The sequence below is a fragment of the Serratia sp. GW822-FHT06E05 genome (assembly GCF_058799445.1).
The window spans coordinates 1,052,367-1,066,072 of record NZ_JBXALM010000001.1 but is presented as its reverse complement, the minus strand read 5'-3'; the positions used below and the strand labels follow the sequence as shown (position 1 = coordinate 1,066,072).

The window sequence follows — 13,706 nt, the reverse complement described above, 5'->3', positions numbered from 1 at the left end:
GGCTTTTTCGCGTTGGCAGGGCGGTGTGGCTTAGCTGGCTTTCTTCACCAGCGGTAAATCGAAGGCCTTGCGTAACGCTTTCACAAAGGCCTGATCCTGGCAGATGGTTTTGCCCGGGCTGTCGGACAGTTTAGCCACCGGCTTGCCTTTGCATTCGACCAGCTTGATCACGATGTTCAGCGGCTTAACCCCCGGGATATCGCAGGTCAGACGCGTACCTATGCCGAACACCAGATTGACGCGTTGGTAGAAACGGCGATAGAGCGCCATCGCCTTGTCCAGATCCAGATTGTCGGAGAACACCAGCGTTTTGCTCATCGGGTCGATGCCCAGCTTCTGATAATGCGCAATGGCTTTCTCGCCCCATTCGAACGGATCGCCCGAATCATGGCGCAGGCCCTGATAACGCTGGGCGAAGTGCGGACCGAAATCACGCAGGAAGGCGTCCATGGTGATGCAGTCGGTCAGCGCGATGCCGAGCTGGTCCGGATATTCATCCAGCCAGGCTTGCAAAGCTGCACGTTGGCTGTTGGCCAACACCGGGCTGATTTGCTGGTGCGCCTGGAACCATTCATGAGCCTGAGTACCCACGGGCGCCAGAGCAAGCTGGTGCGCCAGATCGTAGTTGCTGGTGCCGACCAGATAAGGAAATTCGTCTTTCAAGGTGCTGACAATCGCCTGCTGCACACTCTGCGAGAAACGACGGCGGGTGCCGAAGTCCATCAGTTTGAAGCGAGAAATGTCCAAGTCAGCGCTCATGGCTTTAAAATGCTCGAGTTTGCTGCGCAGATGAGCGACGGCCATCTCAGGCGTGACTTCCGGGGAGCGGTGACGGTGCACCACCTCACTGATCACTGCCAGCAGTGGGACTTCCCACATGATCACTTCACGCCAGGGACCGGCAATGCGGATGTGCAACTTGCCCGCATGATCTTCGATCTGAACCTGTTGCGGATCGTAGCGAAACTCGCGCAGCCAGTTCAGGTAATCCTCGCGGAAGAAAGGCAACCCGGAGAGATAGTTGAACTCAGCGTCTGTTAGCGCCAATTGGCTCATCAGTGCGATCTGGGCACGGATCTCGTCGGCATATTCGCCAAGCAGCTCGTCACCGCGGCAGCGGAATTCCGCCGCCACGCTGATAGCAGGATAGCGATGGAACACTGCTTGCTGCATATGAAGCTTATAAGCATCAGTATCAAGCAGTGATGTCAAAATCGGGGAGGCGTATTGAGTCATATCGCGTTACTGCATCCTCGTCAGGCGCGTGTCCAAATCCGGATAATCATAAAAAAGTGGGGGGAGTATACCCGGATTATCCTGTTATTGAAGCTGCATCACACCACAATTCATCGGAGCCGGTCGAGGATTAAACGTGCCTTTATCTCTGCTTGCCATCAGGATAGCGACAGAAAAGTCAGATAAGTCTGTAAGGTGAATGACTTAGCCTAATTAGTCATAAAAATTATAATGTTAATTATTTTAAACAACAATTCAGATAAAACCGTTCTGGGTATGAATGCCTATCCGGTCTTTGCCGTTTTTCTTGCAAAAATAGAGCGCTTCATCCGCCTGTTTGATTGCTGCCGGCAACAAGCGGATATCGCGGACCTGAGCAATGCCGCAACTGGTGGTGAAGCGGACGTTTTGCCCATCGGTTAGTGTCAGGCTGAACTGGTGCGTACGCTCGCGTAGCTTGGACATCACTTCCTGCGCATTTTCCAGCGTACAGTTACCGAGGATCACGGCAAATTCTTCACCACCGTAGCGACAGAAAATGTCGCTGGAGCGGAAGGTGCTTTGCAGCAGCTTGCCAAATGCCACCAGCACCAGGTCGCCTACGTGATGGCCGTAGGTGTCATTGAGGCTTTTGAAATTATCAATGTCGATCAGACAAAAAGCGAGTGGGTAGCTGCCGGCAGCCAGCGATTCGCACTCCAGGAAGAATTTGCGCCGGTTATAGATATTGGTGAGAGGATCGAGATAGGAGGAGGCTTCCAACTCTTTAATCAGCAGGTGTTTCTCATTTTCCAGCGTTACCTTTTCCAACTGGTACTGTTTAAGCTGTTTGATAGCGTCGCTGATGGCTATCAACTCCTGGCCGTAGAACACTTCGTTGCGAGCGATATTCATATCGCCGTGGGACAAGCGCAAAATATTATTATGCGTTTTCGTCAGCCAGCGGCTGATATTTGAACAGTAAACCAGCGTAGGCAGGAAGATAAATAGCGCAATCAGACCCGCCAGCGAAATCATGCCGTCAATGGCGGTTTGGCTGTCATAAATCTTGCTCTGCGAGGCGGCGGTCTCCATTTCGAAACTGCGCTGATAGAGCCGTTGCGAGAGCTCACTCAGGTTTTTAACATAGGGATAAATAGCGTCTGTAGGGTAGGCGGTATGCGTGTTTACGGCGGTATATAATCCTTCGGTAATAATTTTGATCTGCTGAGCTGACAACTGCCCCAGGATCTCATTCACCAGTGCAGTAGTTTTCACGTCGTTATAGGTAAGTTTCATAAAAATCAGCCGAGTACTCAACGCATTCAATACGCCGGTGAGCTGAATTGCTTTCAGATAAGCGTCTTTGCGCGCCAGTCGATTAGTATTGACGTCAATAATCTGATCGATGAGTTCCGTCAACGACATGTTCAGCCGGTTATTTAATCGCACTGCCTCAAGAAACATAAATGAATCGGCATCGACCATGCGGTTATCGTAACTATAGCGGTAGTAACTTTTACTGGCCTGGGAAATATAGTAAGCGCTATTGATATTGAACAGATTGGCATTGGCTTCGGTCACCTGCGAAAGCTGCAGGTTGTCATTATTGAGCAATTGTTCCATCAGATTGAGCATGGAAAGCGCGGCAATTTTTTGCCTGATGCCGAGCCGTTGCGAGATTTCGCTGTCGATGTGCGGTCGGAAGTGGGCGATTTTCTCCCGCGCTACGCGATCCGCGTCTTGCCACTGATGTGGAGTGATACGTGGGTCGATCAGGCTTAAACGTTTAAGGCGATGTGCCAATAGTGTGGCCTGAAAAGCCTCTGAAATCTCTTTGGCTCGGGTAATTTTGTATAGATTGAGTTGGTTGTCGCGATACTCGGTGTCAGCTTCCGACAACTCATCGGAAATAAACAGGGCAAATGAGGACATCAGGGCAAAGGTAAAAAAATAGATCAGATATTTTACTTTCATATGCACTACGCGTCCTTGAGCCCGATCCGCTAATTATATCACTGAGTCTCCCGGCCTGTCTTGGCTATACCCAATAGAGGAAGATTGCCTGCAAAGTGCCGTTGAGCAGGGAAGGCTGCCCCATGAGATAGGGTAAGTTCGCACTTTTGACGCCGATGTTCTCATCTGGAAAACGTGCAGCCTCGCAGGGTATCTTTAGCATTTAATGCTGATTTTGATGCCGCATCAGGTGAAGGAGCCTGATGGCGTGGGCAATTCTTCGACAGGATTACGATCCACCTCCGATTTCTCCGCTCCTGTGGCCTGGTCTCTCTGGGTTTTTTTTGTAGCTGTGATACAGTTTATTTACAATCAGGCTCATCGAAATTTCTGCTCTTTTCCGATGGCGAAATAGACGAATGATGAAAGCCTGGCACCTGTAACTCACTGAGACGTCAAAGGGTTTTTATGACACAACAGCCACAGGCGAAGTATCGCCACGATTATCGCGCGCCAGATTACACCATCACTGATATTGACCTGAATTTTGAGTTGGATGCAGAGAGCACTCGTGTCACTGCCGTCAGCAAAATCAAACGCCAGGGCGCTGCCGATGCGGCGCTGGTGCTGAACGGTGAAGACCTGACGCTGGTGAGTATTGAGATCGACGGTCAGCCGTGGACAGCCTATCAGTTGCAGGATAACAAACTGGTTATCGAGCAATTGCCAGCACAATTTACCATGACTATTGTCAATGATATCCACCCGGCCAAAAACACCGCGCTGGAAGGGCTGTATCTGTCCGGCGAAGCGTTGTGTACCCAATGTGAAGCTGAAGGCTTCCGCCACATTACTTATTATCTCGACCGCCCGGATGTGCTGGCGCGGTTTACCACTCGCATCGTGGCCGACAAGGCGCGTTACCCGTTCCTGCTGTCAAACGGCAACCGCGTGGGGCAGGGCGAACTGGAAGATGGGCGTCACTGGGTGAAGTGGCAAGATCCTTTCCCAAAACCCTGTTATCTGTTTGCGCTGGTGGCCGGTGATTTCGACGTGCTGCGCGACAGCTTTACCACCCGTTCCGGTCGCGAAGTGGCGCTGGAGCTGTTCGTTGACCGCGGCAACCTGGATCGCGCCGATTGGGCAATGACCTCGCTGAAGAACTCGATGAAATGGGACGAAACCCGTTTTGGCCTGGAGTACGATCTCGACATTTATATGATCGTCGCGGTCGACTTCTTCAACATGGGCGCGATGGAGAACAAAGGGTTAAATATTTTTAACTCCAAATACGTGCTGGCGAAAGCCGAAACCGCCACCGACAAGGATTACCTGAATATCGAGGCGGTGATCGGCCACGAATATTTCCACAACTGGACCGGCAACCGCGTGACCTGTCGTGACTGGTTCCAGCTCAGCCTGAAGGAAGGGCTGACGGTATTCCGCGATCAGGAGTTCAGCTCCGATTTGGGCTCGCGTCCGGTCAACCGTATCGATAACGTGCGCGTTATGCGCGGTGCGCAGTTCGCCGAAGATGCCAGCCCAATGGCGCATGCTATTCGTCCGGACAAAGTGATCGAAATGAACAACTTTTACACCCTGACGGTGTACGAGAAAGGTTCCGAAGTGATCCGCATGATGCATACGCTGCTGGGAGAAGAACAGTTCCAGAAGGGGATTCAGCTGTATTTCGAACGTCACGACGGCAGTGCGGCGACCTGCGATGATTTCGTTCAGGCGATGGAGGATGCGTCCAACGTTGACCTGTCGCTGTTCCGCCGCTGGTACAGCCAGTCTGGTACGCCGTTACTGACGGTTCGTGATGAATACGACGCCGAGCACCACCAGTACCGCCTGCACGTCAGCCAGAAAACCGCGCCGACCGCCGATCAGCCGGAAAAACTGCCGCTGCACATCCCGCTGGATATTGAACTGTACGATGCACAAGGTAACGTGATTGCCCTGCAGAGAAACGGCTCGCCGATCAATAACGTGCTTAACGTCACCGAAGCGGAACAGACCTTCGTGTTTGATGGCGTGTCGCACAAGCCGGTACCGTCCCTGCTACGTGAGTTCTCTGCACCGGTTAAACTGGATTATCCGTACAGCGATCAGCAACTGACCTTCCTGATGCAGCATGCTCGCAATGAGTTTGCCCGTTGGGATGCGGCACAGAGCCTGCTGGCGACCTACATCAAACTGAACGTGGCCAAACATCAGCAGCAGCAGCCGTTGTCGTTGCCGCTGCACGTTGTTGATGCGTTCCGCGCCGTATTGTTGGACGAGAAGTTGGATCCGGCGTTGGCTGCACAGATCCTGACGTTGCCTTCAGAAAGTGAAATTGCCGAGCTGTTTGCCACTATCGATCCTGAAGCGATCGCCGTGGTGCACGAAGCGATCGTCCGCTGTCTGGCGAAGGAAATGGCCGATGAGTGGCTGGCGGTTTATCACGCTAACAAGACCGACGGCTACCGGGTTGAACATACTGATATCGCGAAACGTGCGCTGCGCAACGTGTGCCTGGGTTACCTGGCCTTTGGCGATGAAGCGCTGGCCGATCGATTGGTGACGGAGCAGTATCGCCAGGCGGATAATATGACCGATTCGCTGGCGGCACTGGCCGCTGCGGTGGCGGCGCAATTGCCTTGCCGCGACGCGCTGCTGGCGGCCTTTGACGAACGCTGGCACCAGGATGGTCTGGTGATGGACAAGTGGTTTGTGCTGCAGGCGACCAGCCCGGCGGCGGACGTGCTGACCAAAGTGCGTGGGTTGCTGAAACACCGTTCATTCAGCCTGAGCAATCCAAACCGCACACGCTCATTGATTGGGGGCTTTGCTTCTGCCAACCCGGCGGCGTTCCATGCGGCGGACGGCAGTGGCTATCAGTTCCTGGTGGAAATCCTCAGCGATTTGAACCAGCGCAACCCGCAGATTGCTGCTCGCCTGATCGAACCTTTGATCCGCTTGAAACGCTATGATGCTTCACGTCAGGCATTAATGCGCAAAGCGCTTGAACAGTTGAAAGGACTGGAGAATTTGTCCGGCGACCTGTTCGAGAAAATCACCAAGGCGCTCGACGCGTAAGTCTAAGAAGGGACGGCATGCCGTCCCTTTTTTAATTTGCTGCGCGGCGTGTGGCCTGGCTTAAGGGGGAGGGCGGAGACAATACTCTGTCCAGCACCTCGGCTTCCAGCTCTGCCAGTTTGACCGACCCTTTGCGTCGTGGGCGCGGCAGGTCGACGGTCAGATCCAAACCGATACGGCCTTCTTCAATCAAAATCACGCGATCCGCCAGCGCAATGGCTTCACTGACGTCATGCGTCACCAGCAATACGGTGAAACCGTGCTGTTGCCACAACCCTTCAATCAATCCCTGCATTTCAATCCGCGTCAAGGCGTCGAGCGCCCCCAAAGGTTCGTCCAACAGCAACAGGCGTGGACGGTGGATCAGCGCACGTGCCAGAGCCACTCGTTGTTTTTGTCCTCCGGACAAGGCCGCTGGCCACTCGTTGGCGCGGTCGGCCAGCCCGACGGCTTCCAGCGCTTGCAACGCATCGGCACGCCAGTTACCGCGCAGGCCAAGGCCCACATTGTCGATCACCTTTTTCCACGGTAGCAGTCGGGCGTCCTGAAACATTAAGCGGGTATCGTCTCTGGCGCTGGCAAGGGGCGCATTCCCGCTCAGCAAGGCGCCGCTGGTGGCTTTTTCCAGTCCTGCCATCAGACGCAGCAGCGTGCTTTTACCGCAGCCACTGCGGCCGACCACGGCGACAAACTGTCCCGCGCTGATGCGCAATTGAATGTTGTCCAGCACGGTGCGGTTACCGTAGCGCTTGGCAATGGACTCCAGCGTGACCGGCGTCCCTTGGGGAATTCGAGCGGGAGTCGTCATAGCGCTTCTCCTTGTTTCAGTTGATAGGCCGGGTGCCAGCGCAACCAGACGCGTTCCAGCAACTGTGCGCTGACGTCCGCCAGCTTGCCGAGCAGGGCATAAAGCACAATCGCCACCACCACCACGTCGGTCTGCAAGAACTCACGTGCGTTCATCGCCAGATAACCGATACCCGAATTGGCGGAAATGGTTTCGGCCACGATCAGCGTCAGCCACATAAAGCCCAACGCGAAACGCACGCCGACCATAATCGACGGCAGAGCGCCCGGCAAAACCACCTGAGCAAAGAGCTGGAAACCGCTCAGGCCGTAGCTGCGCGCCATTTCAAGCAGGCCGTGATCGATATTCTTGATACCGTGATAGGTATTCAAATAAATGGGGAACAGCGTGCCTAACGCCACCAGAAAAATCTTGGCGGACTCATCGATACCGAACCACAGGATCACCAGCGGGATCAGCGCCAGATGCGGCACGTTGCGGATCATCTGCACGGAGCTGTCCAACAGGCGCTCACCCCAACGTGACAAACCGGTGATAAAGCCCAGCACCAGCCCAATGCTGCCGCCGATGCTAAAACCGATCAGTGCGCGCCAACTGCTGATCGTCAGGTGTTGCCACAATTCGCCGCTTTTGGTTAGCGTCCAGAAGGCGGTGACGACCGCGCTCGGCGCCGGCAGAATACGGTTCGACAGCCACCCCGCCTCGACGGAGATTTGCCAGATAACCACCAGCGCTACCGGCAATGCCCAGGGAGCCAGCCGGTGCAATATGCGTTGTGTACCCTTCGCCATAAGGGGGCTCCTCAGCTTTGCGACGCTTTTTGCGGAATATAGATATTGGCCACCACTTCTCCCTGGGCCTTGACCGGTTTGCGCTGCGTGGGGATTTGGTTTTCCACCAGGTCAAGATGGGGGAACAGCAGTTCGCCGACGCGATAGGCCTCTTCCAGATGCGGGTAGCCGGACAGGATAAAGGTATCGATGCCCAGATCGGCATATTCCTGCATGCGCGCCGCCACCGTCGGGCCGTCGCCGACCAGGGCAGTACCGGCCCCGCCACGGACCAAGCCCACCCCGGCCCACAGATTGGGGCTGATCTCCAGATTGTCTTTTTTGCCGCCGTGCAGCGCTGCCATGCGTCGTTGCCCTACAGAGTCAAAGCGGGCAAATGCCTTTTGTGCATCGGCGATGGTTTTTTCATCCAGATTGGCAATCAGTCGGTCTGCTGCACGCCAGGCTTCTTCGGTAGTTTCACGCACGATCACGTGCAGGCGAATACCGAAGCGCACCTTGCGACCTTTAGCCGCCGCTTTGGCGCGGACCTCGGCAATTTTTTCTTTCACCTGCGCCGGGGGTTCTCCCCAGGTGAGGTACATTTCAACCTGTTCGGCGGCCAGATCCTGCGCAGCGGCAGAGGATCCGCCGAAATACAGCGGCGGACGCGGTTGTTGCACCGGCGGGTACAGCAGCTTTGCCCCCTTCACCTGAATATGCTTACCATCGAAATCGACGGTTTCCCCTTCCAGCACCTTTCGCCAAACGTGGGTGAACTCTGCCGAAGCCTCGTAACGTTCTTCGTGATTCAGATGCAGCCCTTCCGCCGCCAGCTCCTCGGGATCGCCGCCGGTAACCAGGTTGAACAACGCTCGACCATTGGAAAGACGATCCAGCGTCGCTGCCTGGCGAGCTGCCAGGGTGGGCGAAATTATGCCGGGGCGCAAAGCCACCAGGAATTTCAGCCGTTGAGTAACAGGAATTAACGATGCGGCCACGAGCCAAGAGTCTTCACAAGAACGGCCGGTGGGGATCAACACGCCGCCGAACCCCAGTCGATCGGCCGCTTGGGCAATTTGCTGCAAATAGCCGTAATCAACGCTGCGCGCGCCTTCGGTGCTGCCGAGATAGTGGCCGTCGCCATGGGTTGGTAAAAACCAGAATACGTTCAGGCTCATCGTCTATTCTCCAAAATTATTGTGCGCTCGGGCGCCAGATGCGTTGCGAGATATCGACCTTCACGGGCACCAGACGGTTGGCGTAAAACAGATCGGCGGTTTGCTGCTGGGCGGCAATGGTGCGTGCGTCCAGCGGTTTGATGGCGGTCGGTGGACGGTGATCCAAATAAGACGAGATCACTTTTTCCGGCAGCCCCATGGCGTTCGCCAGCAGCGTGACGCTTTGCGCCCGGTCGCTTTGAGTCAGCGCATCCGCTTTGGTCAACTCATCGAGCACCTGCTGAATAAACGGCCCGTTAGCTTCGGTATAAGTGCGCACCGCCAGATAGAAGGAGCCGGTTTGATTCAAATCGGTGCCGTCACCCAGCACCCGCACGCCACCCTGCAACAAGGCTGCGGAATAGTACGGGTCCCAGATGGTCCAGGCATCGACGTTGCCCTGCTGGAATGCGGCGCGGGCATCTGCCGGCGTCAGGTAAACCGGTTGGATATCGGTGAATTTCAGTCCGGCTTTTTGCAGCGAACGCAGCAGCAGGTTGTGGGAACTGGAGCCTTTCTGGAAGGCGACCTTGTGGCCTTTCAAATCAGCGACGGTTTTGATCGGGCTATTTTCCGGCACCAGGATCACTTCCGCCTTGGGTTTAGGTGGCTCTACGCCGACATACAGCAGATCCGCCCCGGCGGCCTGGGCAAAGATCGGCGGAATATCGCCGGTGCTGCCCAGATCGATACTGCCGACGTTCAACGCCTCAAGCATCTGCGGGCCGGCGGGGAATTCGATCCAACTGATTTTGGTAGTGGGGAAACGCTGTTCCAGCAGGCGGTGGGATTTTGCCAATACCAGACTGACCGATCCTTTTTGATAACCAATACGAAACTGCGCCGGATCCTGTGCGCTGGCGGAATTGATCCACGCCAGTGAGATGATGCCGGCCAAAGCGCCAGTGCCAAGCCAACGGCCAAGTGATGAAAGTCGCGTCATTCTCTTTCCTTATATAGAGCGTGCTGTCAGGCGGTTTGACGTGCAAACAGAGACGGGGAGAGTTTTACCTGGGGCGGTTTACGGCGACCGAGTGCCAGGTAGAAGCTTTCCAGGGCTTCTTCCAACCGCGATGCCAGCCCGTCGGACAGCGTGATATCTTCACCGCTCAACGCCACCTGGCTATCGTCGGCGAACACCCCGTGCAGCACTTCCTGAGCTTTCAATGCCGCCAACACCGGCTTAAGGGCATAGTCCACTGCCAACATATGACCAATAGAACCGCCGGTGGCCAGGGGTAACACCACCTTATGGTCAAGCGCTCGCTCCGGCAGCAGATCCAGCAGGGTTTTCAGCGCACCGGAAAACGAGGCCTTATACACCGGCGTAGAGACCAACAGGCCGTCGGCCAAAGCCAGTTGCTCGGTAAAGGCTTTTATCGCCGGGCTATTGAAATTGGCGTACAGCAAGTCTTCTGCATCAAAGTCGTGCAGGGTGTAGGAGATCACTTCTACGCCTTGCTGCTGCAACCAATTTTTACTCAAGGAAAGCAGGGCCGCTGAACGTGATGGGATGCGAGGGCTGCCGGACAGTGATATAACGCGCATTACCACTCCTTATAACTAAAAGTTAGGTTTAATTAAAAAATCGTCGAGAAGTGTTTTAAACCTATCAGCAAAGGGGCGGGTTACTTAAATCTCATTTTTTGATTTTGATATGCGTAAATGCGGATTGGCGGGGCATTGGCTCCCCGTAAGGGGAAACGATTGCGTTAAAAACGCTTTTTTTGCTTTTAATCAATTCCAATTGGCCAAGGGATACCGGATAATACGCCCCCGGTTTGCAACCGGGAAATCAGGAGAGTACATGTACTACCCCCTCATCAGAAAAGCGTTGTTCCAGCTCGATCCCGAGCGTGCGCATGAATTGACTTTTCATCAGCTCCGCCGCGTCACCGGCACCCCGTTAGAATTTGTTATTCGCCAGTCTGTGCCGACCAAGCCAGTAAGCTGTATGGGGCTCTCTTTTAAAAATCCTTTGGGTTTGGCCGCCGGCCTGGATAAAGACGGCGAGTGCATCGACGCATTCGGTGCCATGGGCTTTGGCTTTGTCGAAGTTGGCACCGTGACGCCACGCCCGCAGTCGGGCAATGACAAACCGCGTCTGTTCCGCATCGTGGAAGCGGAAGGCCTGATCAACCGAATGGGCTTTAATAACCAGGGCGTGGATAATCTGGTTGAAAACGTTAAGAAATCCCATTTCGGCGGTATTCTGGGGATTAATATCGGTAAGAATAAAGATACCCCGGTCGAGCAAGGAAAAGACGATTATCTGATCTGTATGGATAAAGTTTATCCGTATGCCGGTTATATCGCGATTAACATTTCGTCACCCAATACGCCGGGGTTACGATCCTTACAGTACGGCGAAGCGTTAGACGATCTTTTGGCCGCCATTAAAAATAAGCAGCAGGAATTGCATGCGCGCCATCACAAATATGTGCCGGTGGCGGTAAAGATCGCGCCGGATCTTTCAGAAGAAGAATTGATCCAAATAGCCGACAGTTTGGTGCGCCATAATATTGATGGTGTGATCGCGACCAATACCACGCTGGATCGTAAATTGATCCAGGGGCTGAATTATTGCGAGCAAATGGGGGGCCTGAGTGGTCGTCCGCTGCAGGCGAGCAGCACCGAAGTGATTCGTCGTTTGTCGCTAGAGCTGCAAGGGCGTTTACCGATTATCGGCGTTGGCGGAATTGATTCCCTGATGGCCGCACGGGAAAAAATGGCGGCCGGTGCTTCGCTGGTACAAATTTATTCCGGATTTATCTTCAAAGGTCCGCGCCTGATTAAAGATATCGTTAACTACATCTAATATTTTTCCTTTCATTTTCAGCCGGGGGTTTATTTCTTCCCCCGGCTCGTCTATATTTTGTCCACTAGCATAAATATCGTTCGCGGAATTATCCGATGTTTAAGCGACTTGAGTGGTGATAAAATCACCTTTTAGGGTAAATACGGCGTGGCATGGGCAGCGAGAAGGATAAGACATGAAGATAAAACCTGACGATAATTGGCGTTGGTATTTTGACGCCGAACACGATCGGCTAATGCTGGATTTAGCCAATGGGATGATCTTCCGCTCGCGTTTTCCTGCCAAAATGTTAACCCCGGATGCCTTTGATGAGTGTTCTTTCTGTGTGGATGACGCGGCGCTTTATTTTAATTATGAAGAGCAGTGCAAACAGATAAAGCTCAGCCATGAACAACGCGCCGAACTGGTATTAAATGCCCTGGTGGCCTATCGCTTCCTAAAACCGCTGATGCCGAAAAGCTGGCATTTCTCGCAGCAGCATTACCCGTTGCAGCCGAAAAATGGCGAATTAGCGGCGGTGAAGGTGATGGAGAGCGGCGTTGAAGCGCGTCTGCTGGTGGTGGAAGCCGGTGATAACGCCAGCCTGTGCCTGCTGGCGCAAAACCAACTCTCCGTCGCTGGTCGCACTATGGTTCTGGGTGACGCCATCAAAGTGATGCACGATCGCCTTAAACCCTGCGCGCAAGATGAAACCTCCGCCCCGGCTTACGACAGGGCGGTATAACGGCGATTACGCCAGCGTCAAATCGCTTTTTGGAATACAGCTGCAGCAAAGGATGGTGCCATTGTTGGCTACCGCACTTTTCTTCAGCGGCGCCACTTCGCCACTGACCAAAGTGATGCGACAACTTCCGCAAATTCCCGCACGGCATGAATAAGGCACGCGGAGCCCTTGCTGTTCCAACTGCTCCAGTAAGATCTGCTGATTATTGCCGGTAAACACCGTTCCCGCGTATTCGATAGTGACGCTATGTTCACTGTCCTGCGGTGCCTGCACGCTCTCAACCACTTTTCCAGCGCCATACGGGCGTGGCGGCTTGGTGGATAACACTTCTACTCTATCGCCGACGCGGATAATACCGCTGCTGCGCGCCACCATATTCTGGCCAAAATCGATATCGCCGTTATCAGCCGTGCGGAATTTCTGCAGAGTGCTTAGTGGTTCGCCGCTTGGGTGCTTGCGCCCACGTTCGGTGCTGACGGTGGTCAACACGCAGCGGCTACAGGGTTTGACCAGATCAAACATCACGTCACCGACGCGGATCACCTGCCAACCATCCTCGGCCCAGGCATTCGCGCCGGTGACCACCAGATTGGGGCGGAACTGCTCAAGCTTGATGCTGCCGGGGCAACGTTGCTGCAAATCGTTGAATGAGGCTTCGTTGATCAGCAAATAAGGATAGCCGTCGGCGAAAGAAAGGGGGATTTCCGGGTGTTTTTTCACGCGGCGGGTCAGCTCGGGGCCAAGCCAACGCAGCTGCACTTCACGCTGGAAATAACCGCTCAGCCAGCTGTTAATCGCTGCCGGCGCAATCAGGGCGGTGAAATGATTGCCCCAAACTTCGGTCGGTTGCGCCTCAGGGGCGAAATCGCTGAAGCGGATGGCCGCACTTTCTCCGTCCGGCGCGGTCAGAAATAGCCCATCGGGCAGCAGAGCCGGGGTGAACATCACCATTTGCGGATATTGGCGCGCGGTAATAAAGGTGCCATCCGGTTCGGTGATCATAAAGGTACGGTCGAAAGCCAATCCACTGCTGGAAGCCTGCGCGTGCGAAAGCTGCAAACCACGAAGCGATTTCACCGGATGAACGTAAATTTTCGAAAGCGTAATCACC

At 54.5% G+C, this 13,706-nt stretch carries 11 protein-coding genes; 3 read left to right on the top strand and 8 right to left on the bottom strand.

Going from position 1 to position 13,706, the window contains the following annotated elements; genetic code table 11:
* Window positions 1–30: 30 nt before the first annotated feature.
* Both pncB and AC1RKC_RS05105 read right to left on the bottom strand, forming a co-directional pair.
* Window positions 31–1,236 (bottom strand): nicotinate phosphoribosyltransferase, encoded by a 1,206-nt coding sequence (gene pncB, locus AC1RKC_RS05110; RefSeq protein WP_493091975.1) that lies wholly within the window; start codon window positions 1,234–1,236, stop codon window positions 31–33.
* Window positions 1,237–1,491: 255 nt separating this feature from the next.
* On the bottom strand, window positions 1,492–3,192 hold the full coding sequence (locus AC1RKC_RS05105) for a GGDEF domain-containing protein (RefSeq protein ID WP_261156886.1): 1,701 nt from the start codon (window positions 3,190–3,192) through the stop codon (window positions 1,492–1,494).
* 447 nt (window positions 3,193–3,639) lie between these two features.
* Between AC1RKC_RS05105 and pepN the strand changes: the two genes are divergently transcribed.
* Complete coding sequence (pepN, locus tag AC1RKC_RS05100) at window positions 3,640–6,255, top strand: aminopeptidase N (RefSeq protein ID WP_129983608.1); 2,616 nt, start codon at window positions 3,640–3,642, stop codon at window positions 6,253–6,255.
* Window positions 6,256–6,286: 31 nt separating this feature from the next.
* Here the strand turns inward: pepN and ssuB are convergent, their stop codons facing one another.
* The 5 genes from ssuB to ssuE are packed head-to-tail and all read right to left on the bottom strand — an operon-like array spanning window position 6,287 to window position 10,601.
* Window positions 6,287–7,063, bottom strand: coding sequence for an aliphatic sulfonates ABC transporter ATP-binding protein (gene ssuB, locus AC1RKC_RS05095; RefSeq protein WP_020826155.1), 777 nt, complete (start codon window positions 7,061–7,063; stop codon window positions 6,287–6,289).
* Window positions 7,060–7,854, bottom strand: a complete 795-nt coding sequence (ssuC, locus tag AC1RKC_RS05090; RefSeq protein ID WP_020826156.1) for an aliphatic sulfonate ABC transporter permease SsuC — start codon at window positions 7,852–7,854, stop codon at window positions 7,060–7,062. Before ssuC ends, ssuB begins: the two co-directional genes overlap by 4 nt.
* Before the next feature lie 11 nt (window positions 7,855–7,865).
* Complete coding sequence (ssuD, locus tag AC1RKC_RS05085; protein ID WP_020826157.1) at window positions 7,866–9,014, bottom strand: FMNH2-dependent alkanesulfonate monooxygenase; 1,149 nt, start codon at window positions 9,012–9,014, stop codon at window positions 7,866–7,868.
* 16 nt (window positions 9,015–9,030) lie between these two features.
* Complete coding sequence (locus AC1RKC_RS05080; RefSeq protein WP_020826158.1) at window positions 9,031–9,996, bottom strand: sulfonate ABC transporter substrate-binding protein; 966 nt, start codon at window positions 9,994–9,996, stop codon at window positions 9,031–9,033.
* Window positions 9,997–10,022: 26 nt separating this feature from the next.
* Window positions 10,023–10,601 (bottom strand): NADPH-dependent FMN reductase, encoded by a 579-nt coding sequence (gene ssuE, locus AC1RKC_RS05075; protein WP_261135164.1) that lies wholly within the window; start codon window positions 10,599–10,601, stop codon window positions 10,023–10,025.
* A 259-nt stretch (window positions 10,602–10,860) separates the two neighbouring features.
* On the opposite strand from ssuE, the gene pyrD reads away from it, so the two are divergent.
* The gene (gene pyrD, locus AC1RKC_RS05070; protein WP_020826160.1) at window positions 10,861–11,871 is read left to right on the top strand and encodes a quinone-dependent dihydroorotate dehydrogenase; all 1,011 of its coding nucleotides are present in this window, start codon (window positions 10,861–10,863) and stop codon (window positions 11,869–11,871) included.
* A 175-nt stretch (window positions 11,872–12,046) separates the two neighbouring features.
* Entirely contained in the window at window positions 12,047–12,595 is a 549-nt protein-coding gene (locus AC1RKC_RS05065) for a cell division protein ZapC (protein ID WP_020826161.1), read from the top strand.
* A 6-nt stretch (window positions 12,596–12,601) separates the two neighbouring features.
* Here AC1RKC_RS05065 and AC1RKC_RS05060 read toward each other — a convergent pair whose 3' ends face one another.
* On the bottom strand, window positions 12,602–13,705 hold the full coding sequence (locus tag AC1RKC_RS05060; protein ID WP_020826162.1) for a YcbX family protein: 1,104 nt from the start codon (window positions 13,703–13,705) through the stop codon (window positions 12,602–12,604).
* Between the last annotated feature and the right edge of the window lies 1 nt (window position 13,706).